Annotated in this window: 18 protein-coding genes; 16 read left to right on the forward strand and 2 right to left on the reverse strand. The window is 73.2% G+C overall.

Going from position 1 to position 22,283, the window contains the following annotated elements; all coding sequences use genetic code 11:
• Nucleotides 1-330 precede the first annotated feature (330 nt).
• The 9 genes from ACQP12_RS32510 (at nt 331) to ACQP12_RS32550 (ending at nt 13,690) form a co-directional block, all read left to right on the forward strand.
• Nucleotides 331-2,130, forward strand: coding sequence for a Wzz/FepE/Etk N-terminal domain-containing protein (locus tag ACQP12_RS32510; RefSeq protein WP_433283873.1), 1,800 nt, complete (start codon nt 331-333; stop codon nt 2,128-2,130).
• On the forward strand, nt 2,127-3,128 hold the full coding sequence (locus ACQP12_RS32515; protein WP_433283875.1) for a DUF3048 domain-containing protein: 1,002 nt from the start codon (nt 2,127-2,129) through the stop codon (nt 3,126-3,128). The genes ACQP12_RS32510 and ACQP12_RS32515 overlap by 4 nt, the downstream gene beginning before the upstream one ends.
• On the forward strand, nt 3,125-4,612 hold the full coding sequence (locus ACQP12_RS32520) for an O-antigen ligase family protein (protein WP_433283877.1): 1,488 nt from the start codon (nt 3,125-3,127) through the stop codon (nt 4,610-4,612). Before ACQP12_RS32515 ends, ACQP12_RS32520 begins: the two co-directional genes overlap by 4 nt.
• Nucleotides 4,612-5,817, forward strand: a complete 1,206-nt coding sequence (locus ACQP12_RS32525; RefSeq protein WP_433283879.1) for a hypothetical protein — start codon at nt 4,612-4,614, stop codon at nt 5,815-5,817. The genes ACQP12_RS32520 and ACQP12_RS32525 overlap by 1 nt, the downstream gene beginning before the upstream one ends.
• 17 nt (nt 5,818-5,834) lie before the next feature.
• Nucleotides 5,835-6,698, forward strand: a complete 864-nt coding sequence (locus ACQP12_RS32530; RefSeq protein WP_357944424.1) for a sulfotransferase domain-containing protein — start codon at nt 5,835-5,837, stop codon at nt 6,696-6,698.
• Entirely contained in the window at nt 6,668-8,275 is a 1,608-nt protein-coding gene (locus ACQP12_RS32535) for a polysaccharide biosynthesis C-terminal domain-containing protein (RefSeq protein ID WP_433283881.1), read from the forward strand. Before ACQP12_RS32530 ends, ACQP12_RS32535 begins: the two co-directional genes overlap by 31 nt.
• Nucleotides 8,276-8,303: 28 nt before the next feature.
• Nucleotides 8,304-9,236, forward strand: a complete 933-nt coding sequence (locus tag ACQP12_RS32540; RefSeq protein WP_433283883.1) for a sulfotransferase family protein — start codon at nt 8,304-8,306, stop codon at nt 9,234-9,236.
• A gap of 145 nt (nt 9,237-9,381) precedes the next feature.
• Nucleotides 9,382-10,431, forward strand: a complete 1,050-nt coding sequence (locus ACQP12_RS32545; RefSeq protein WP_433283885.1) for a glycoside hydrolase family 26 protein — start codon at nt 9,382-9,384, stop codon at nt 10,429-10,431.
• 217 nt (nt 10,432-10,648) lie between these two features.
• Entirely contained in the window at nt 10,649-13,690 is a 3,042-nt protein-coding gene (locus ACQP12_RS32550; RefSeq protein ID WP_433283887.1) for a malectin domain-containing carbohydrate-binding protein, read from the forward strand.
• 69 nt (nt 13,691-13,759) lie between these two features.
• Here ACQP12_RS32550 and ACQP12_RS32555 read toward each other — a convergent pair whose 3' ends face one another.
• Nucleotides 13,760-14,152 carry a CBS domain-containing protein gene (locus ACQP12_RS32555; RefSeq protein ID WP_148429006.1) on the reverse strand — a complete coding sequence of 131 codons (393 nt, stop codon included), beginning with the start codon at nt 14,150-14,152 and terminating at the stop codon, nt 13,760-13,762.
• Between the two features lie 112 nt (nt 14,153-14,264).
• On the opposite strand from ACQP12_RS32555, the gene ACQP12_RS32560 reads away from it, so the two are divergent.
• From ACQP12_RS32560 to ACQP12_RS32580, 5 genes are all read left to right on the forward strand, one after another.
• The gene (locus ACQP12_RS32560) at nt 14,265-14,714 is read left to right on the forward strand and encodes an NUDIX hydrolase (protein ID WP_433283889.1); all 450 of its coding nucleotides are present in this window, start codon (nt 14,265-14,267) and stop codon (nt 14,712-14,714) included.
• Nucleotides 14,711-15,520: a hypothetical protein gene (locus ACQP12_RS32565; RefSeq protein ID WP_433283891.1), complete on the forward strand. Its 810-nt coding sequence runs from the start codon at nt 14,711-14,713 to the stop codon at nt 15,518-15,520. The genes ACQP12_RS32560 and ACQP12_RS32565 overlap by 4 nt, the downstream gene beginning before the upstream one ends.
• Before the next feature lie 71 nt (nt 15,521-15,591).
• Entirely contained in the window at nt 15,592-16,323 is a 732-nt protein-coding gene (locus tag ACQP12_RS32570) for a phosphocholine cytidylyltransferase family protein (protein ID WP_357944405.1), read from the forward strand.
• Nucleotides 16,311-17,378, forward strand: coding sequence for an iron-containing alcohol dehydrogenase family protein (locus ACQP12_RS32575; protein WP_357944402.1), 1,068 nt, complete (start codon nt 16,311-16,313; stop codon nt 17,376-17,378). The genes ACQP12_RS32570 and ACQP12_RS32575 overlap by 13 nt, the downstream gene beginning before the upstream one ends.
• Nucleotides 17,353-18,078 carry a CDP-alcohol phosphatidyltransferase family protein gene (locus ACQP12_RS32580; protein WP_433283894.1) on the forward strand — a complete coding sequence of 242 codons (726 nt, stop codon included), beginning with the start codon at nt 17,353-17,355 and terminating at the stop codon, nt 18,076-18,078. Before ACQP12_RS32575 ends, ACQP12_RS32580 begins: the two co-directional genes overlap by 26 nt.
• Nucleotides 18,079-18,216: 138 nt before the next feature.
• Here ACQP12_RS32580 and ACQP12_RS32585 read toward each other — a convergent pair whose 3' ends face one another.
• A complete protein-coding gene (locus ACQP12_RS32585; RefSeq protein ID WP_433283896.1) occupies nt 18,217-19,479 on the reverse strand; it encodes a glycosyltransferase family 4 protein in 1,263 nt (420 codons plus the stop codon).
• Between the two features lie 80 nt (nt 19,480-19,559).
• Between ACQP12_RS32585 and ACQP12_RS32590 the strand changes: the two genes are divergently transcribed.
• Complete coding sequence (locus tag ACQP12_RS32590; RefSeq protein ID WP_433283898.1) at nt 19,560-20,420, forward strand: Fpg/Nei family DNA glycosylase; 861 nt, start codon at nt 19,560-19,562, stop codon at nt 20,418-20,420.
• 325 nt (nt 20,421-20,745) lie between these two features.
• Nucleotides 20,746-22,254, forward strand: coding sequence for a sugar transferase (locus ACQP12_RS32595; RefSeq protein WP_433283900.1), 1,509 nt, complete (start codon nt 20,746-20,748; stop codon nt 22,252-22,254).
• Nucleotides 22,255-22,283: the final 29 nt, after the last annotated feature.

Consider the following 22,283-nt stretch of genomic DNA (forward strand, 5'->3'; position numbering starts at 1 on the left):
CCGCGAGGACCGAGGTCAGGCCGCGTACGACCGCCGTGGCGGGCCGGGCCAACCGCGCCGGCCGATGATGTGTCAGGATTCCGTCACCGCTCCGCACGAGGGCCGACGGCGACGCCGACCCCGGGGGCAGGTCGGGCCCGACACCGGGAAACCCGCCGAATGGCCAGCGCCGATCGGCCATATCTACGCGGGCTGCCTACACCTGGGCAGGCTTACCGGAACGTGAGCAGACTTTCCCTCATCGTTCGGATCGGGGACACTCAAGGTCACGGTCAGGTCCAGCTGTGCCGTGGACTGCCCGGCTCGGTCGAAAGGGAGCGACAGACTCTGATGCCCTCACCCCATTTGGCCGAGAGCGACTCCGACGGGCTTGCCCTGATGGCCTACCTGGGCTGGCTGCGCCGCCGTTGGTGGATCCTGCTCCTCGCCGCGGTTCTCGGTCTGGCCGGCGGCCTGGCGGTGAGCCAGCTCCAGCATGCGCGCTACACGTCGGGCACGTCGCTGCTGGTGCGCCCGCTCAGCGCCGGCGCGGAGAGCAACCCCAACGCCAAGGTGAACCTCGACACCGAGGCGCAGGTGATCCGTTCGCTGGTCGTGGCCGAGCGGGCCAAGGGCCTGATGAAGGTCGACACCGGAGCCGACCAGCTGGTGAAGTCGGTGACGGTCACCGTCCCGCCGAACAGCCAGATCCTCCAGGTGGCCTACGAGGCCGACAGCCCTACCCAGGCGCAGTCCGGGTCGCACGCCTTCGCGCAGGCCTACCTCGACCTGCGCAAGGCCACCGCGCAGAAGGCGCTGGACAACGAGACCACCGCGCTCAAGCAGCAGATCACCGACGTGAACAAGCAGCTCAGCGCGGTCGCCGGGCGGATCGCCGCGGCGCCGGCCAACAGCCCCGAGCGGGAACGCGCCGAGGCCGACCGGAGCGTGCTGACCAACCAGCTCACCTCGCTGAACAACCGGCTCAGCCCGCTGCTCTCCGCCGACAGCGACCCGGGCGAGATCATCTCGGACGCCCGGTTGCCGGAGAGCCCCAGCTCGCCCAACCGGACCTTGAACCTGGCCAGCGGCATGGGCGCCGGCCTGCTGCTCGGCATCGTGCTGGCGCTGGTTCTGGACCGGCTGGACACCCGCATCCGCCGGGGGCGCGACATCTCCGACCGGGTCGGCCTGCCGCTGCTGCAGGAGCTGCCCGCGCGCACCCCGTCGCTGACGGTGCTGCCGGCCACCCACAAGATCTCCCGCGAGTTGGGCCGGCTGCGCAACGTGCTGCTCTCCGCGGTGCCGGAGCCGGCGCAGGCCGGCCGGGGGCGCCAGTTGCTGCTCTGCGACGGCTCGGCCGGCACGGCCGCCGGGTTCGTCGCCGCCAACCTGGCCGCCGCGTACGCCCGCACCGGCCAGCAGGTCGCGCTGATCACCACCAAGCCGGACTCGGCGCTGAGCAGCATCACCGGGGTGGCCGAGGGGCGGCACAGCCTGGCGTCGGTGCTCCGCCGGGACGTGCCGGCGCTCAAGGCGCTGGCCCCGTTGCCCGGCCTCGGCCAGCTCCGGGTGCTCGTCCCGGGTGACCTGGACGCCGAGGTCGAGCTGCCGGTCTCCGGCCTGCTGGAGATCCTCCGCGAGCTGTCCGCGCGCTTCGACCACGTGATCATCGAGACCGCCCAGCCGACCCTCGCCGTGGAGGCGCAGGCGCTGGGCCGGCACGTCGACGCGGTGATCGTGGTGGCCGAGAGCGGGCGCACCCGCAGCGGCGAGATCACCGCCGCGCTCCAGCAGTTCGAGCAGGTCAACGCACCGGTGATCGGCGCCGTGCTGGCCCCGCGCCTGCCCGCACCGACCCCCGGCGCCACCCGCCCGGCGGCCCCGGCCAACCGGCCCAAGCCGCGGCCGAGCCCCGGCCCGTCCGCCGAGTCCACGATGGTGCTGCCCCGCATGCACCCGTCCGCGTCGGGCGCCTCCGCCGGATCCGGTTCCGGGTCGGCGAAACCGCCGGCCCCGGGCAAGGCGTCGGTCAAGCCGCCCGCGCCGGGCAAGCCGCTGCCGGTCAACGGCAGCGGCGGCACCTACCGGTCCCGGGGTGACGGCGACGGTCGCAGCTACGCCCTCGACTCCGGCGAGGACCTGGGGTGAAGCGTCGGCAGTTGCTTCGCGCCGCCCTCGCCCCGGCCTTCGTGGTCGGCCTCGGCACGGCCTGCAGCGAGCCCCAGCCCGAGGCGGGCAGCGTCGACGTGGTCGACCCGGGCAACGCCCCGGCGACGCCCGCGCCGAGCCCGACCCCGAGCCTGCCCGCCGGCCCGCTGACCGGCGCGCCGGTGAGCGCGGCGCCGCTGGCCGGCCGCCAGGCGGTCGCCGTGCCGCTGCGGGTCAGCCCCTCGACGACCCCGGCCGGGCTGGACGCGGCCGACCTGGTCTACGCCGAGTTCGCCGAGTCCGACACGCTGCACCTGACCGCGGTGTTCCACTCCCGTGACGCCGCCAAGGTCGGCCCGGTCGCCGAGATCCGCCCGGTCGACATCCGGTCGGTCGCCGTGCTGCGCCCGGTCGTCGGCTACGCCGGCGGCCCCACCGGCTTCCTGACCCAGTTCGAGAAGTCCGGGCTGGCCGGGATCACCCCGGACGACGGCGACGCCATCGACGACGGGTACACCTCGACGGCCGCGCTGCTCAAGGCCGCGCCGAAGGGCGGCCAGCCGCCCACGCCACCCCTCGACCACGCCACCGACGGCGCCGTACTCGCCGGGCGGGACCTCGTCCCGGCCACCGAGCTGTCGGTCACCGTCTCCGGCGGCCCGCCCATGGTCTGGCGGTACGACCAGCAGAAGTCGCTCTGGGTGGGCAAGGTGGGCACCGCGAAGGTGACCGCCGCGTCGGTGATCGTGCTGACCATGGAATACCGGACCCTCGACGTCCGGAACCCGTCGCCGCGGTCGCTCCCGTCGGCGAACGTCTTCGGTGAGGGCGCGGTGGTGGCGGTCTCCGGGCCGTCCAGCGCGAAGGGCCGGTGGCGCAAGCCGGGTCTGGGGATGGTCTGCACCCTCGCCGACGCCGGCGGCGACCTCCTGCACCCGCAGCCCGGCAACGCCTGGGTGATCTACGCGCCGACCACCGCCAAGGTCACCGTGAAATGAGCACCGTCACCCCGCCCCGCCCGGCGCGCGGGTCGGCCCCGGTCGACGCGGCGGGACCGCCGCCCGCCGGGAACCGGCTCCCGCCGGCCGCGGTGCGGCCGAAGGGCTGGTCGCTGCGGTTGCCCACGGCGTGGCCGCTGATCGCGCTCTTCGTGCTCTACCCGCTGTGGTGGGCGCTCGGGGTGTCCAGCTTCGTCTTCGTCATCTTCGCGGTGCCGATGCTGGTGCAGATGGTCCGCCGGGGCCCGCTCCGGGTGCCTCCGGGCTTCGGGATCTGGCTGCTCCTGCTGCTCTGGCTGGTTCTCTCCGCCGCGATGCTCGGCCTCACGGCGCCGAACACGCTGCCGCCCGGCGGCGGCGGCCGGTACATCGGCTGGGCCATCCGGCTGGCCAACTTCGTCAGCATGACCGTGGTCATGCTCTACGTCTACAACCTGGGCGAGCGGGAGCTGTCCCGGCGCCGGGTCGTCCGGCTCTTCGGGTTCATGGGCGTGGTCGTGGTGATCGGCGGCTGGCTCGGCTCGCTCTTCCCGACCCTCGGCTTCGTCGCGCCGCTGCGGTTCATCCTGCCGCACTCGATCGCCAGCCAGCCCTTCGTGGCCTCGCTCATGGACGTGAAGTTCGCCCAGGTCCAGCAGGTGATCGAGGGCGAGGCCAGCTCGCCCCGGCCGTCCGCGCCGTTCACCTACACGAACTCCTGGGGCGAGAACACGGCGATCCTGCTCGTCTGGCTGATCGTCGGCTGGGTGGTGCTGGGCAAGCCGCTGCGCCGGGTGGCCGGCGTGGCCATCGCGCTGGCCGCGATCTTCCCGATCATCTACTCGCTCAACCGCGGCCTCTGGATCGGCCTCGGCATCTCCGCGGTCTACGTGGCGATCCGGCTCGCCCTGCGCGGCCGGATGGTGGTCCTCGGCGGGCTCGCCCTGGCGGTCGGTCTGATCGGGGTGCTGATCGTCGCCACACCGCTGGGCCGCACCTTCGACGAGCGACTCCAGAACGGGCACAGCGACGACATCCGCACCACCCTCTCCGAGGGTGCGGTCACCGCGGCGAACCACTCACCGATCCTCGGCTACGGCGGCAACCGGGCGCTGATCGGCAGCAACCGGTCGATCGCCATCGGCAAGTCCGACGACTGCAAGCAGTGCGGCAACCGGGAGCTGGGCAGCAACGGCCAGCTCTGGGCGCTGCTGGTCGGCCAGGGCTACGTGGGCGCGATCGCCTACAACGGCTTCTTCCTCTACTGCCTCTGGCGTTACCGGCGCGACCACAGCGCCATCGGGATCGCCGGCAGTCTCGTGCTCATCCTCATGCTCTTCTTCCAGTTCACCTACGGCGCACTGGAAGCCACCCTCGCCTACGGCCTGATCTCGGTCGCCCTGCTCGCCCGCAACGACCGGCTCCGCCGGGCGCTCGCGCCGGCGCCGCCCCGGGGCACCGTGGCCGGGCTACGGGCCCGACTGGAAGCAGCCGGTGACCGCTGATGGTGTTCCGCGTACCCCCGGACGGCGACGGCCGCTCCGCCTACCTCGGTGAGCTGGCCGGGCTGATCTGGCCGGAGCCGGCGGAACCCGCCCTGCGCAGGGGCGGCGCCGGCTGGGTGGTGGTGCCGTCGGCGTCCCGCCCCCGGCTGCTGGTCCCGACGGGCTCCGGCCGCGCCGCGGCGAGCGCCGTCCGGCACTCCACCGAGGCGGTCGGCCGCAAGGCCAGGCTGGTCCGGCAGGGCCTGGCCACCGCGTTCCGGCTCGGGCTGGGGCCGCTCGTGTTCCGCGACCGGCTGGTGGTGACCGGCGGTGGGCTGGACGCGTACCTGGCCGAGGTGCTGGGCGAGCGGGCGCTGGTCAGCCTGCACATCGGGCCGGCCCGGGCGAACCGCAAGCCGGTGCTGCAACTGCTCGCCCCGGACGGCCGGGCCCTCGGGTACGCGAAGCTGGGCGTCGACCCGCTGACCCGCGCGCTGGTCGACGCGGAGGCCGCCGCGCTGGCCCGGCTTGCCGGCCTGCCGCTCGGCCCGGTGACCGTGGCCGGGGTACGCCACCACGGCGACTGGCACGGGCACGCGCTGCTGGTGCAGGAGGCGCTGCCGGTGCGGCTGCCCCGGGCCACCCCGGCCGCCGCCGAGGCGGCCGAGCGGGCGGCCATGGTGGCGGTCGCCGGCTGTCTGGGCGTACGCCGGCGGTCCTGGGCCGGGAGCGACCACGCGGCCCGGCTGGCCGACGCGGTGGACGCGCTCGGCGCGCGCCCGGAGGCCGGGCGGCTGCGCGCGGTGCTGAAGACGGTCGCGGACCTGGACCCGACGGTCGCGTTCGGCGCCTGGCACGGCGACTGGAACGGCGGCAACAGCGCGGTGCTGGCCGACGGCCGGGTGCTGGTCTGGGACTGGGAGCGGTTCGAGGCGGACGTGCCGGTCGGCTACGACGCGCTGCACCGGGTGGTGCAGACCGCGATCGGCAACGACGGGGTGGAGCCGACCGAGGCCGCGCGGGCGCTGATCGCCGGGGCGGAGCGGAACCTGGCGCCGTTCGACGCCGACGGCCGGGACGCCGACCTGGTCGCCGTGCTCTACCTCGTGGAGCTGGCGGCACGCTATCTGCGGGACCGGCAGGCGGAGGCGGGTGCGCGACTGGGGCACGTCGACACCTGGCTGCTGCCCGCCGTGGAGGAGCACCTGGCCCGTCGGGCCCGGTGAGAGTGAGGAGTGGGGACGTGACGCTGGCCAAGGAGCAGGCGCTCCGCGCGGTGAAGTCGGTGAGCCGGACGGTCGGTCGGTTGACCGCCGGGTCGCGGATGGTGCCGGGATTCCTGATCGTGGGGGCGCAGCGCTGCGGCACCACCTCGCTGTTCAAGACGCTCTCGCAGCATCCGGGGATGCTGCCGCCCGCCTACCACAAGGGCGTGCACTACTTCGACATGGACTACCACCGGGGGATGAGCTGGTACCTCGGGCACTTCCCCACCACCGGCAAGGCGGAGGCGGTGAAGGCGCAGCTCGGCGTACGCGGGATCACCGGCGAGTCGAGCCCCTACTACATGTTCCACCCGCTGGCCGCGCAGCGGATCGCCCGGGACCTGCCCTCGGTGAAGCTGCTGGTGCTGCTTCGCGACCCGGTGGAGCGGGCCTACTCGGCGCACTCGCACGAGCTGGCCCGGGGCTACGAGACCGAGCGGGACTTCGAGCGGGCGCTGGCGCTGGAGGAGCAGCGGACGGCCGGTGAGCGGGAGCGGATGACCGCCGACCCGACGTACTCGAGCCACCACCTGCAGCACAACGCCTACCTGGCCCGCGGGCGCTACATCGAGCAGGTGGAGCGGCTGGAGGCGCTGGTCGGCCGGGAGCGGCTGCACGTGATCGACAGCGACGACTTCTTCGCCGATCCGCGCCCGTCCTTCGACGCGGTCTGCGACTTCCTCGGCCTGCCCCGGTGGGCGGACATCGCCTTCGGCAAGCACAACTCGCGGTCCCGCTCGCCCATGTCGGCCGAGCTGCGGGCCCGGCTGGAGGACCACTTCGCACCGTACGACGAGCGGCTGGCCTCCTGGTGGGGACGCGTGCCGTCGTGGCGGCGGTGACCCGGGCGGACGCCGGCGCCACCCCGACGCTGACCGCACCGGCCGGCGGCCCCGGTGCGGGCGCGGGCCTGGGCGGCGCGGCCCGGCAGGGCTTCGCCAACCTGGTCGGGGTGGGCCTTGCCGCGGTGGCCGGCTTCGGCCTGAACATCGTCATCGCCCGGGGCTGGTCGGTCCGCGAGGCCGGCATGTTCTTCGCGGCGACCAGCGCCTTCATGATCGCCGCCTCGGCGGCCCGGCTCGGCACCGACGTGGGGACCGTCTACTTCGTCAGCCGGCACCGGACCCTCGACGAGCGGGACCGGATCCGCGGCACGATCCTCGCCGGGCTGCTGCCGGTGCTGGCGGTGGGCGTGCTGCTCGGCCTGGCCGGCTGGCTGGCCGCCCCGGCGCTGGCCGAGGCCACCATGCCGGAGGCCGGTCCGGGCGCGGTGACCGCGCTGCGCATCCTGCTGGCCTTCGTGCCGCTGGCCGCGCTGAACGATTACGCGCTCGCCGCCTGCCGCGGGTTCGGCCAGATGCGGCCGTTGCTCACCGTGGAACGGCTCGGCCGCACGCTGGTGCAGTTCCTGGCCGTGGCGGTGGCCGCCTGGCTCGGGCTCTCCGCCACCGTCGCCCTGCCGCTGGCCTGGGTGGTGCCCTACCTGATCGCCGCGGCGGTCGCCCTGGCCTGGCTGGGCAAGCTGGTCCGCCGTGCCGGCCGGAACGTGACCCGGCCGGTGCCCGCGGGCGAGCTGGTCGGGCCGTTCTGGCGGTTCACCGGGCCGCGCGCCGTCAGCAGCCTGGCCGCCATCGTGGTGCAGCGGCTGGACATCGTGCTGCTCAGCGCCCTGCGCGGCCCGGCCGACGCGGCTGTCTACACGGCGGCGACCCGGTTCCTGGCGCTGGGCCAGCTCTCCAGCGTCGCGCTCTCCAGCTCGGTGCAGCACCGGCTGGCCGCCGCCTTCGCCCGTGACGACCGCGCCGAGGCGCGGCAGCTCTACCAGGCCGCCACCGGGTGGCTGGTGCTGCTCTCCTGGCCGGCCTACCTGGTGTTCGCGGCGTTCGCCACGCCGATGCTGGCGCTGTTCGGCTCCGGCTACGGCGACGGTCACCGGGTGGTGGTGCTGCTCGCGCTGACCATGCTGGTCGCCACCGGCTGCGGCATGGTCGACATGGTGCTGAACATGGCCGGCCGGACCGCCTGGACGTTCTACAACGCGATGGCCGGCACGGTGCTCAACGTGGTCGCCAACGTCCTGCTCATCCCGCGCTACGGCATCCTCGGCGCGGCCCTGGCCTGGACGGTCTCCATCCTCCTGACCAACCTGGTGCCGTTGACCCAGCTCTGGTGGTCGATGCGGCTGCACCCGTTCGGGGCCGGCACCCGCGCCGCGATGGCGTTGGCCGTCGCCGCGTTCGGCCTGCCGCTCGGGCTGGCCAGCCTGCTCGACGCCCCGGCGCCGGTGCTCGCGCTGGTGGCGGTCGGCGGCGCGGCGGCGTACCTGGCCGGCGCCTGGCGCTGGCGGACCACCCTGCACCTCGACGCGCTGCGCGCGCTGCGGCGGGGCCGCAACCGCGCCGGCGCGAACCCGGCCTGACCCGTTCCTGCGTACCGATGGGACCCCGATGACCAGCAGCACGCCCCTCTCCCCGCACTCCGGCCTGTCGACCGTGAAGGCCGCGAAGCTCGCCGCCGTCGGCCTGCTGGCGGACCGGAAGGAACGCCGGGAGCTGGAGCGGCCGGTGGAGGCCGCGAACCGCAAGCTCAGCCTGAAGGTCGAGCGGCCGATCTTCATTCTCGGCGCGCCCCGCTCCGGCACCACGTTCCTGGGCAGCTGCGTGGGCGCGCTGCCGGACGTGTCGTACCACTTCGAGCCCCGGCTCACCAAGGCCGTGGCCCGCTGTGTGTACGAGGGAAGCTGGACCCCGCAGCGGGCGGCCCGCTACTTCCGCGGCTACTACGGGGCGCTGCTCGCCGCCTCCGGCCACGGCGGGCTGCGGTTCGCCGAGAAGGACCCGGAGAACTGCTTCATCGTGCCGTTCCTGACCGAGGTCTTCCCGGACGCGGTCTTCCTGCACGTCTACCGGGACGGCCGGGACGTCGCGGTGTCGCACGCCGAGCAGCCGTGGCTGAACGCGGCCTCGACGGGCAGCGGACAGAGCGGCCGCGGCGGCACGCCGTGGGGCGCCGCACCCCGGTTCTGGGTGGAGCCGGAGCGGCGCGACGAGTTCAGCCGGGTCTCCGACCTGGGCCGGTCCGCGTGGATGTGGCGCCGCTTCACCGGCAGCGCGCTGGCCCAGCTCGCCGAGGTGCCGGCGGAGCGCGTCCGGCACCTCCGCTACGAGGACATCGTCAACCGGCCGGCCGAGGCGGCCGAGGTGGTCGCCGATTTCCTGGCGGTCGACGACCCGGCCGGCCGGCAGGCGCTGCACGCCCGGTTCGCCAAGGCCCGGCCGAACTCGGTCGGCCGCTGGCGGCAGCGACTGACCGAACAGGACCTGGCCGACGTGCTCGCCGAGGCTGGGCCGCTGCTCAGGGACCTCGGCTACACCGCGTGAGGTCCGTCGCAGCGGTAGAGTGCCAGGGGTCGCCCGCCCGTCCCGGCGCGCCGCTCCGCTGACGCGGGGCCGCCGGGGCCGACGACCGTGGGGCCGGCGACCATCCTGGGGAGAGGTTGCGGTGGTACGACGGTTACGACGGACGATGGCGTCCGTGTTCGCCCTGGCCTGTCTCGTGCCGGCGGTGGCCGGCTGTGACTTCGGCTCCACGGACGGGCCGGACGATGCGACGACGGCGGCGGCGCCGCCCCCACCCACGGTGACGCCCCGGACCGGCCCGGTCCGGACCACCGGGCGCGGGCCGGAGCTGCCGGAGAAGGGCGCCTGGGTGGGCGCCTGGGTCAAGCCGCAGTTCCACAACGCCACCGGGCGGGCCGCCGCGTTCGACGAGTTCAACCGCGCGGCCGGCGGCGAACTGGCCATCGCGCACATGTTCCACGAGTGGAACGAGGCCTTCCCGGGCGCCACGGAGCGGGCCTTCCAGTCCCAGGGGAAGCTCCAGATGATCTCCTGGCAGGGCACCGACACCCGGTCGACGGTCAGCGGCGTCTACGACACCCTGATCCGGCAGCGGGCCGCCGACGTCAAGGCGTTCGGGGTGCCGGTGCTCCTGCGCTACCGGTGGGAGATGGACCGGCCCAACCTGGCCGCCAGCATGCACTCCCCGGAGGACTACGTCGCCGCCTGGAAGCACGTGCGGGCCATCTTCACCGAGGCCGGCGTCACCAACGCGGCCTGGGTGTGGTGCCCGCACGCGGACGGCTTCGCCGAGCCCGACCGGGACGCCGCCGCCTACTACCCCGGTGACGACCAGGTCGACTGGCTCTGCGCCGACGTCTACCCCGGCCCGGAGTGGAACAGCTTCACCGACCGGATGGACCACTTCATGGCCTTCGCCCAGAAGCACCCGCGGCCCGTGGTGATCGGGGAGTTCGGGCTCACCCAGGAGGGCCGGCCCGGCCAGCGGGCCGACTGGATGCGCGAGGTCGGGCCGTACCTGAAGAAGCACCCGCAGATCAAGGCCGCCGTCTACTTCGCCGCCCGGCAGACCACGAAACCCCTGTACGACAGCACCTTCGGCAACGACCCGGAGAGCGAGGCGGTGTTCCGCGAGATGGCCACCGACCCGTACTTCAACCCGCCGCCGCCGGACCTCAGTGTCTCCTCGACACCACCCTCCGTACCGGGTCGATGATCTTCCCTCGTCTTTTCGTGTGACCTGGTGCGTTTGCTCGGTCAAAAACGCCGATCCCGGGTGGACGGGCGACGGCCGGATGCGAGAAGGTATTGCTCTCACGTCTGCGGTCGGCCGTGCGGCGCCCCACCTCGCGCCGGCACCGGCCATCACCGCAGCGCCTCCGACGTTTCCCCCGGAGTAGCCTGTGCCTTCCTCGATCCTGAGACACCGCTCGGTGTCCGCTCTCGGCGCCGCCGTGCTCGGCATCGCCACCCTTTTCACCCCCGTACCCGCGCTCGCCGCACCCGCCCCGGACCACACCACGCTGGTCAGCGAGGTGCCGACGGACAAGACGCCGAACATCAACGACGGCAACGTCGTGGCCATCTACGACGCCGGCAGCAAGGTGATCGTCGGTGGTTCGTTCACCAAGGCGCAGAACCGCGGCTCCGCGACCACCGAGGTCGCGCGCAGGGGAGTGCTGGCCTTCGACAAGGCCACCGGCAAGCTCGACGACTCCTTCGCCCCGGTGCTCGACGGCGATGTGACCGCGGTGATCGCCGGGCCGACGCCGGGCACGGTCTACGTGGCCGGCACCTTCAACAAGGTCGGCGACAAGAACTTCCGGAAGCTGGTCCTGCTGAACATCGCGGACGGCACGCCGGTGGACACCTTCAAGAATCAGGCGTTCAACGGCACGGTCACCGACATCGCCCTGGTCGACGGCCACCTCCTGGTGGGCGGCATCTTCAGCACGGTGCTCGGCACCACCCGTAACGGGCTGGCCTCGCTGAACCCGACCACCGGCGCGGTGACCGACTACCTCACCGTGCCGCTGACCGAGAACCACAACTGGACCAGCACCAACGGCGGCGCCAAGGCCGGCGTCGGTGTGGAGAAGCTGACCGTCTCGCCGGACGGCAAGCACCTCGTGGTCATCGGCAACTTCAAGAAGGCCGACGGCGTCGTCCACGACCAGATCGTCCGGATCGACCTGGGCGAGAGCGCGGCGACCATCGCCGACTGGAACACCGACCGCTACTCGGCGGCCTGCAAGTACACCTCGTTCGACTCGTACGTGCGGGACGTGCAGTTCTCCCCGAACGGCAAGTACTTCGTCGTGGTGACCACCGGCGCGTCGTACCCGGGAACGCTCTGCGACTCGGCGGCCCGCTGGGAGACCAGCGCCAGCGGCGACGGCCAGCAGCCGACCTGGGTCAACTACAGCGGCGGCGACACCTTCCTCTCCACCGGGATCAGCGAGGAGGCCATCTACGTCGGCGGCCACTTCCGCTGGTCGAACAACCCGCTCGCGCGGGACAAGGCGGGCCCCGGCGCGGTGCCGCGGGCCAGCATCGCGGCCCTCGACCCGGTCAGCGGCCTGCCCCTGTCCTGGAACCCGGGCCGCCACCCCCGCGGCTACGGCGTCACCGAGATGCTGGTGACCCCGCAGGGCCTCTGGCTGGGCAGCGACCAGGAATACATCGGCGACTTCGACTACCAGCGGAAGCGGCTCGCCTTCTTCCCGCTGAGCGACGGCGCCACCCCGCACTCCACCAGCACCAAGGGCCTGCCCGGCAACGTCTACCAGGCCGGCCGCGCGGCGCAGAGCGAGGTCCTCTACCGGGTCAACGCCGGCGGTCCGGCCATCCCGGCGACCGACGGCGGCCCGGACTGGGCCGGCGACACCGCCGCCGCGCCCAGCCCGCACCACAACACCGGCAACAGCGTCTCGACCTACCCGACGAACGCGACGTTCGACGCCACGGTGCCGGCGAGCACCCCGGCGACTCTGTTCAACGCCGAGCGCTGGGACGCGGCGACCGCCCCGGACATGCAGTGGGACATCCCGATCGCCGCGGGCACCCGCGTCGACGTGCGCCTCTACCTGGCCAACCGGTACGCCAGGACCGGCGTGGTCGGCGCACGCAAGTTCGACGTCAGCATCGACGGCGTGCTCAAGCTGAACGACTTCGACCCGGTGGCCAGCGCCGGCGGCACCGACCGCGGCACCATGCGGTCCTTCTCCCTGGTCAGCGACGGCGTGGTCGACATCGACTTCGGCCGGGTGGTGGAGAACCCGCTCGTCCAGGGCATCGAGATCGTGAAGACCGCACCGACGCCGGACGCGGCGGACATCCTCTACCGGGTCAACGCCGGTGGCGACGAGCTGGCCGCGTCGAGCGGGCCGGCCTGGGCCGCGGACACCGTGGCGGCGCCGAGCAGCTACCACAACACGGGTAGCAACGTCTCGACGTACACCACCAACGCGACGCTCGACGCCACCGTGCCGGCCGGCACTCCCGTGGCGCTGTACAACAGCGAGCGCTGGGACCTGGCGACCGCCCCGGACATGCAGTGGGACTTCCCGGTCCCGGCGGGCACCCCGGTCCAGGTGCGGCTCTACCTGGCCAACCGCTTCAACGGCACCGCCACGGCCGGCAAGCGCAAGTTCGACGTCAGCATCGACGGCGTGCTCAAGCTGAACGACTTCGACGCGATCGCCGCCATCGGCGCCACCAACAAGGGCACCATGCGGGCCTTCGCGGTCACCAGCGACGGCAACATCGACATCGACTTCGGTCGCGTCGTGGAGAACCCGCTGGTCCAGGGCATCGAGATCGTGAAGCTCCCGCCGGTGCCGCCGGCCACCACGGTGGACAGCATCACCAAGCGGTCGTACGACGGCGCTACCGAGGTGGGCAACGCGACCACGGTGGCCAACTCGGACAGCACCCGGTGGTCCACGGTGAAGGGCGCCTTCTGGGTCGGCGGTGACCTGTTCTACGGCGTCAACGGCGACCTCTACAAGCGCTCGTTCGACGGCGAGGCGTTCGGCACCCCGAAGAAGCTCGACCCGTACCACGACGCCAAGTGGGACCTGGTCGTCACCGGCTCCGCGCCGGAGGGCTCGACCTACGCGGGCATGACGGTCAACTTCTCCGCCGAGCTGCCCAACGTGACCGCCATGTTCTACACCGGCGGCCGCATCTACTACACGCTGGCCGGCCAGAGCACCCTGTTCTGGCGCTGGTTCACGCCCGACACCGGCGTCGTCGGTGCCGAGCGGAGCACGGTCACCGGCACCACGGCCTTCGCCGACGCGAACGGCCTGTTCCTGGACGGCGACAACCTCTACGTCGTCTCCCGCACCACCGGCAACCTCTCCTCGATGGCGTGGTCGGACGGCGCGCCGACCGGCTCCGCCACCGTGCGCAGCGGCCCGGGCGTCGACAACGTGGACTGGCGGGGCACCGCCGTCTTCGTCGGCCCCTGACCCGAGGCGGTACGACACGACGATGGCCCGGCCGGTATCGGCCGGGCCATCGCCCTTTCCGTCGTCGGTTCAGACCCGGGGCGCCGTGTGCTCCCGCGCCCAGACCCGCATGAGGTCGCGTACCGAGATCACCCCGGCCACCTCCCGGCCGTCGAGCACCACCAGGTGCCGGAAGCCGCCCCGGGCCATCGCGGCGGCCGCCTCCTCCACGGTCCAGTCCGGGCCCGCGTAGACCACGTCCCAGGTCAGATGGGCTCCGGTGCGTTCGACGTCGGGGTCGAGCCCGGCCCCGATCGCGTTGAGCACGTCGCGTTCGGTCATGATCCCGACCCCCTCGGAGTCCGGGTCGATCACGACCGCCGACCCGACCCGCCGGGCCGACATCATCCGGGCCGCCTGGCGGAGCGTGTGCTCCGGGCCGACCACGAGAATCTCACTGGACATCGCTTCCCGTACCTGCATCACATCACTCCTGTGGGACGGCGGCCTCGGTACGGACATGGTGGGCCATCGATGCGGAACGGGACAAGACCGGGCATCGCCACGAACGGCCCCGGATCGCTACTGTCGTGAGGTGCCCACCGAGCCCCTCCGCTGCGCCGGCGCGCTGATCGTGGACGACGACGGCCGCATCTTCATCCAGCGCCGGTCCCCCGAGCGGCGTCTCTTCCCCAACTGCTGGGACATCGTCGGCGGCCACCTCGAACCGGGCGAGGAGGTGGACGACGCGCTGCGCCGGGAGGTCACCGAGGAGACCGGCTGGACCGTCTCGCACGTGCTCGGCCAGGTCGGCGAATACCGGTACACCGGCGACGACGGGCTGACCCGGGTGGAGACCGACTTCCTGGTCCGGGTGGACGGCGACCTGAGCCGGCCCCGGCTGGAGGCGGGCAAGCACACCGAGTTCCGCTGGCTGGCGGAGCAGGACGTCGACCTGCTCGACGAGCACCGCGACCTCAACGACGGGCTGATCCGGCGGATCGCCGAGAACGCGTTCGCCGCCCTGCGTTCGATCGGTCTGTGAGCGCGACGATTCCGGGCCGCGGCGCTCCGCGGTCTCCGACGCACCGGGTCGGCCCGGGCGACGCCGTCGAACTGCCGCCGCACCGGTTCGCGGGGCTGGTCGCCCCGGCCGTCGACCGGGCCTTCGTCGCCGGCATGCTCGCCGGCCGCGACGGCGGCGGCGCGGAACTGAGTTCCCGGTACGGGGGACCCGCCGCCACCGGCTTCCTCGTGGAGTTCCGCACCCGGCTGGCCGTACCGGGCGGCACGGTGGACGCCGCAGGCTTCGCGGCGGTGACCCGCTACCGGGACCCGGCCGCCTGCCAGCGGGCGCTGGACAAGCAGGTCGCGTACGGGATGATCCAGCGCTTCCCGGACGGCGGCTTCTGCGCCACCGAGCGCGGGCTGGCCTTCCTGGCCGAGCTGTTCGGCGTGCACGCCGAGGTGACCGAGGAACTGTGGGCGGGGCACGACGAGCGGGTGGCGCGGCTGGTCCCCGCGCTGGGCCGGGTGCTGGCCTACGCGTTCGCGTCGGCGGGGCCCGGCGCCTTCGCGACCATGGCCCCGCCGCACGAGCCGGACCGCACCCCGCCCGGGGTGCTGCTGCTCAACCGGCTGGGCACGCTGCGCTACCACCGCGCGGACGCGCACGCGGCGGCGTGGACGGCGGCGGGGCACACCGCGGCCAGCGTCGTCGAGCTGCCCGCGGGCCCGGAGCGGCTGGCGATCGAGCAGGAGACGGACCGGCGGGCGGCCGGCCCGTGGGCGGTGCTCGCCGCCGAGGAACGCCTGGAGCTGCTCGCCGACCTGGCGGCCCTGCCGGGCTGAACCACGGCCGGCCGCGGCACGACGATATCCTCCACCGAGTGGAGCGCAGTCGAGAAGAGGATGGTGCCGGCATGATCGGGATGGTGCTCGCCGCCGGTGCGGGGCGCCGGCTGCGCCCGTACACCGACACCCTGCCCAAGGCCCTGGTGCCGGTCGACGGGGAGACCACCATCCTCGACATCGCCCTGCGCAACCTCGCCGAGGTGGGGCTGACCGAGGTCGTGATCGTGGTCGGCTACGCGGCGGACGCGGTCCGGCAGCGGCAGGCCGCGCTGGAGGAGAAGTACGGCGTCACGATCACCCTCGTGCACAACGACAAGGCCGAGGAGTGGAACAACGCGTACTCGCTCTGGCTGGCCCGGGAGCACTTCTCCCGGGGGGTGCTGCTGGTCAACGGCGACACCGTGCACCCGGTGAGCGTGGAGAAGACCCTGCTGGCCGAGCGCGGCCCCGGCATCCTGCTGGCCGTCGACAACATCAAGGCGCTGGCCGAGGAGGAGATGAAGACCACCTTCGACGCGGCCGGCCAGCTCACCCGGATCACCAAGCTGATGGACCCGGGCGAGGCGTACGGCGAGTACATCGGCGCGACGCTGATCGAGCCGCAGGTGGCGGGCGCGCTCGCCGACGCCCTGGAGGCGACCTGGCGGCGCGACCCGAACCTCTACTACGAGGACGGCTACCAGGAGTTCGCCGACCGGGGCGGCGAGGTGCGGGCCGCGCCGATCGGCGACGTCTCCTGGGTCGAGGTCGACAACCACGCCGACCTGGCCCGGGCGCGGGAGATCGCGTGCCGCTACTAGCCCGGACGATCCTCACCCCGCTGCACATCGACGTGCGGCGCGGTGCGGTGGCCGACCTGGCCGCGATCCTGGCCGACGGGCGGATCTCCGCCGGCGGTGACGTGGCGGTGGTGGTCGGCCCCGGGCAGGGCGAGCAGATCGCCGAGCTGATCCGCCCCTCGCTGCGGTCGGCCGACCTGTTCACCGTGGCCGGCGGCACCCTGGACGCCGCCGACGACCTGGGCGCGAAGCTGCGCAACCGGTCGTACGACGCGGTGGTGGGCATCGGCGGCGGCAAAACCATCGACGTGGCGAAGTACGCGGCCACCCGGCGCGGGCTGCCCATGGTCACCGTGGCGACCGCGCTGGCCAACGACGGCATCGCCTCGCCGGTGGCCAGCCTGGTCACCGAGGGCATCAAGGGTTCCTACGGGGTGCACATCCCGATCGCCGTGATCGTGGACCTGGACTTCGTCGAGGCGGGGCCGGAGCGCCACAACCGGGCCGGCATCGGCGACGTCGTGAGCAACATCAGCGCCCTGGCCGACTGGGAGCTGGCCCGGCAGGTCCGCGGGGAGCCGGTCGACGGCCTCGCCGCCTCGCTGGCCCGGATGGGCGCCGAGGCGGTGCTCGCCCACCGGGGCGACATGAGCGACGACAGCTTCGTCACCGTGCTCGCCGAGGCGCTGATCTCCACCGGCCTGGCCATGGCGGTCTGCGGCACCAGCCGCCCGGCCAGCGGCGGCTGCCACGAGATCATGCACGCCGTCGACTCGCTCTACCCGGGCACCGCCTCGCACGGAGAGCTGGCCGGGCTGGGCGCCCTGTTCTGCACCTTCCTCCGGGGCGACGAGCGCAAGCTCACCGAGATGTCGGCCTGCCTGGCCCGGCACGGCCTGCCCCGGCTGCCCGCCGACGTGGGCCTGACCGACGAGCAGTTCGTGGAGGCGGTGCAGTTCGCTCCGGCCACCCGGCCGGACCGCTACACCATCCTCGAACACCTGGCGATGTCGCCTACCGAGACGCGGGAGCGGCTGGCAGACTACGCCGGTGCACTCCGCGACCACCTCGGCTGAGCCGTCCCGCCCCTCCGTCGCCGACTTCCACCGGGTCAACCGGGGCGGCGGCCTGTTCAGCGAGTCGATCAGCCAGTGGATCGGTGCCGCCTTCGCGCTGGTCGCCCAGCGCCTGGGGCTGCGCCCGACCGCGCTGACCATCACCAACCTGGTGCTCGGCCTGGCCGCCTCGGTCACCGTGGTCGCGCTCGCCGACGACGTGGCGGCGGGGTCCGTCCCGGCCTGGGCGGTCGGGCTGGTCGCCCTGGTCGCCTGGCAGATCGCGTACGCGCTGGACTGCGCGGACGGTCAGCTCGCCCGGGTCACCGGGCAGGGCAGCGCGGCCGGCGCCCGGGTCGACGTGCTCTGTGACGTGGCCGCCCAGATCGCCCTGGTCACCGCGCTCGGCGCGACCGCCGTGGCGCAGCGCCCGTCGACGCCCACCTGGCTGGTGGCGGTCTTCGCCGGCACCTGGATGGTCAACCTGGTCACCTCGGTGATGCAGGCCGGCCCCAACGCGGCCAGCATGGTCACCTCGACCTCGCTCCCGGTCCGCCTGGCGAAGCTGGTCCGCGACTACGGCGCCGTGATCTTCCTGGCCGGCCTGGTCCTGACCGTGGCCCCCGCCCTGACCGTCTGGGTGATCGTCGCCTTCACGATCGTCAACGGTGGCTTCCTCCTGGCCAGCATCGCCTTCTCCGCCCGCGCCTCCCTCCGCTGACGGTGAGGCCTCGCCTCACCGTCAGCCGGCCTCCACCCCGTTGATCATGAAGTTATTGCCCCGGAATGCGTCTTCCGGAGGCAATAACTTCATGATCAACGCTGCCGAGTGGCGCCGCGGTGAGGGCGGGGGGTGGGGTCAGTGGGGGGTGGGGGTTACGGCCGCGTAGATGTCGATGAGGCGCTTGGTCACCACGTCGGGGTGGAAGGTGCGCTCGTAGCGGGTGCGGGCGGCCGGGGCGAGCGTTGGCGCGCCGGCCCGGGCCACGGGGAGGGCGGCGGCCAGCGCCTCCGGGTCGGGCGCGACCACCCAGCCGGCCTCGCCGCGCTGCACCCCGCTGGGCAGGGAGACGTGCCCGTCGCCGGGCGCCGCCGTGGCCACCTCGGCCGGGCCGGTGCCGGCGGGCTCCCGGGGGTCGTCCGCGCCGACCAGGTACGGGATGCCGCCCAGCGCGGTGCCGAGCACCGGCCGGCCGCTGGCCAGCGCCTCGATGATCACGGTGGGCAGCACGTCGTGCCAGGTGGAGGTGGCCAGCACCACGGCGCTGTCGGCCAGCACGGCGCGTACCCCGGCCCGGTCGAGCTGGCCCAGGTAGACCACGTCGGGCCGCTCGGCGGCGGCCGCCTCGGCCAGCGGGCGCAGCTCGCCGTCGCCGGCGATCCGCAGCGGGCCCAGCGACCCCACCGGATGCCGCCGCCAGGCGTTCAGCAGCAGGTCGAGCCCCTTCTCCGGGCTCAGCCGGCCCATGAAGAGGAACCCGTCACCGGGCGGCGCCGGCGTCCCCGGGTCGGGCACCGCGTTGGGCTTGACCACGATCCGCTCGTCCGGGATGCCGTAGTCGCGCAGGTGGTCGGCGACCGCGGTGGTGAGCGCGATGTACCGGTCCACCGACTTCCAGGTCGGGCGGTGCACGGCGAGCGTGGTGGCCATCAGGGCGCTCTGTGCCCGGGAGCCCCGGTAGCAGCGGTGCACGATCGCCGGCACGCCCAGCGCCCGACCCCGGCAGTCCTGGCAGATCACGCCGTCGCGGAAGTAGAGCCCGGAGGAGCAGACCTGGCGGTAGTTGTGCACCGTCTGCACCACCGGCACGCCGCGCTTGTGCGCGGTCCGCACCACCCAGGGCGAGAGCAGCGGGTACGGGTTGTGCAGGTGCAGCACGTCCGGGCGGTGCTCGGCGAGCAGGCGGTCCAGGTCGTGCTGGGCCTTCGGGGCCCAGATCGGCGAGATCGGCAGCAGCGCCTTGGCCGGCTTCGACATCGCGGGGATCTCGTCGGAGCTGCGCAGGAACGGCAGCACCTCGACCCCGGCCGCGGTCAGCTGGGCGATCTCCGCGTCGACGATGGTGTTCTCGCCGGAGGGCTGGGCTTCCCGGTACCGGTTGTGCGCCACCACGATTCTCACGGAGCTCGCCTCTCGTTCGCGACTGCGGGACTCGCAAGCTCATTCCTCGCGCTCACGGCAAAGAAGGCTACCTTTGTACGGTGCCTGAACTACCGGAGGTGGAAGCGCTCGCCGGCTACCTGCGCGAGCGGGCGGTCGGCCGGCGGGTCGAGCGGTTCGAGGTGGCCGCGATCAGCGCGCTGAAGACGTACGACCCGCCGCCGAGCGCGGTCGCCGGCCGGGCGGTGGTCGGCGCCGCCCGCTACGGCAAGTTCCTGGATGTCCGGTTCGACGAGGGCCTGCACCTGGTGGTCCACCTGGCCCGGGCGGGCTGGCTGCACTACCGGGAGGCGTTCCCGTCGACCGCCCCGCTGCGCCCCGGCAAGGGCCCGATCGCCCTGCGGGTACGCCTCGACGACGGCTCCGGGTTCGACCTGACCGAGGCGGGCACGCAGAAGAAGCTCGCCGCGTACCTGGTGACCGACCCGGCCCTGGTGCCGGGGGTGGGCAAGCTGGGCCCGGACGCCCTGGAGGCCGATCTGGCCACCTTCGGTGCCCGGCTGCGCAGCCGCCGGGGGCAGGTCAAGGGGGTCCTGACCGACCAGTCGGTGCTCGCCGGGATCGGCAACGCGTACTCCGACGAGATCCTGCACGCGGCGAAGCTCTCCCCGTTCGCGATCACCGACCGGCTGACCGACGACCAGCTCGCCACGCTGCACGCGGCGACCCGTGCGGTGCTCGGCGACGCGGTCCGGCGCTCGATGGGGCAGCGGGCCGCCGAGCTGAAGGGCGAGAAGCGCTCCGGGCTGAAGGTCCACGCCCGGAAGGGGTTGCCCTGCCCGGTCTGTGGCGACCTCGTGCGGGAGGTCTCGTTCGCCGATTCGAGCCTCCAGTACTGTCCCACCTGTCAGACCGGCGGCAAGCCGCTGGCTGACCGACGGTTGTCCCGCCTCGTACGGTGAGTAACCACACTCCCCGGTTACGGAGAGGAATCGTCCGCGGATCGCCGAAGGTCCCACTCCGCACCTCTACCGGGGCCGCCATCCATCGGTATAGTGGCTCGGTCCCCGGCTTCACAACCGACTCGGAGCCGGCCAGATCCTCGCGAGCATCATCGGACGGCTTCTCCCTCTGGGGGCGGTCCGGGCCGGGCCCGCGTGGGAGACTGGGACGGTGGGCGACCCGGGCCCTCACGGCGAGTGAGGGCGCGTGTCATGCGGGAGGACATGGGTTGAGGTGACGACAAGCCTCCAGCGCCCGGTAACCAACACAGGCCGGAGCGAGAGCGTGCGGCACGTCGACAGCTTCGAGATCCAGCCGCCGACTCCGCCGTCGCACAACGGCGTACCCCGGTTGGCATGGGCCCGCGCCCGCCGCCGGGTGTCCCGCTGGCATCGCCCCTACATCGCGATCCTCCTGCTGCTCGACTTCGGCGCCGCGGCGCTGGCCAGCTACCTGGCCATCCAGATCTTCGAGCAGGCCGACTCCGGCTTCCGGCACGCGCCCCAGTCGTGGTTCTACACCGTCGCGTTCCTGCTGTTGCCGCTCGGCTGGCTGCTCATCCTGTGGGGCAACCGCGCCTACGACCGGCGCTACCTCGGCCTGGGGCCGGACGAGTTCAAGCGGGTGACCCGGGCCGGCGTGGCGGTCGCCGCCACCGTCTCCTTCATCGCCTTCGCGACGAAGACCTACTCGCTGTCCCGGTGGACGGTCGGCTTCGCGCTGCTCGGCGCCATGCTGCTGATCCTGCTGGGCCGGATGATCGCCCGGGCCACGCTGCACGCGGTCCGCAGCAAGATCGGCCAGGCCGGGCACCGGATGGTGCTGGTCGGGACCCTGCCGGAGTGCCTGGAGGTCTTCACCGCGGTCACCCGCAACCCGGGGGCCGGCCTGGTCCCGGTGGCCATCCACCTCACCGACGGGTACGCCGCCGCCCGGGGCATCGAGACCCCGGTGCCGGTCTACGCCGGCCGGGACGTGCTCGCGCTGGTGCGGGAGGTCGGCGGCGACACCATCGCGGTCTGCGGCTCGGCCAGCGCCGAGCCGGGCGAGCTGCGCCGGATGGCCTGGCAACTGGAGGGCTCCGGCGTCGACCTGGTGGTCGCGCCACAGCTCACCGACATCGCGGGCCCGCGGGTGCACATCCGCCCCATCGAGGGCCTGCCGCTGCTGCACGTCGAGGAGCCGACCCTGTCCGGGCCGGCCCTGCTTGTCAAGAGCCTGATGGACCGGGTCGGCGCCGGGCTGGGCCTGCTGCTGCTGGCCCCGCTCTTCGCCGCGGTCGCCATCGCCATCCGGATCTCCGACCCCGGTCCGGTCTTCTTCCGGCAGCCCCGCGTCGGGCACGAGGGGCGCACCTTCCGGGTCTGGAAGTTCCGGACCATGTACGTCGACGCCGAGGAGCGGCTGGCCGGCCTGGTCGACCAGAACGAGACCGACGGCATGCTGTTCAAGATGAAGCAGGACCCGCGGGTCTTCCCGGTGGGCCGCTTCCTGCGCGCCTCCTCGCTGGACGAGCTGCCCCAGCTGATCAACGTGCTCTGGGGCGAGATGTCCCTGGTCGGCCCGCGTCCGCTCCCCGCCGACGACGGTGACTTCCTGGGCGACGTCCGGCGCCGGCTGCTGGTCCGCCCGGGCATGACCGGCCTCTGGCAGGTCTCCGGCCGCTCCGACCTCTCGTGGGACGAGGCGGTCCGGCTCGACCTCTACTACGTCGACAACTGGTCGCTGGCGTACGACCTGAGCATCCTGTGGCGGACCGTCGGGGTGGTGCTCGCCCGTAAGGGCGCGTACTAGCGCTCCGGGCCGCCACCCGTCAGGATCGC

Origin of the sequence: Micromonospora sp. CA-244673 (assembly GCF_050948395.1) — a bacterium.
Classification (GTDB): domain Bacteria; phylum Actinomycetota; class Actinomycetes; order Mycobacteriales; family Micromonosporaceae; genus Micromonospora.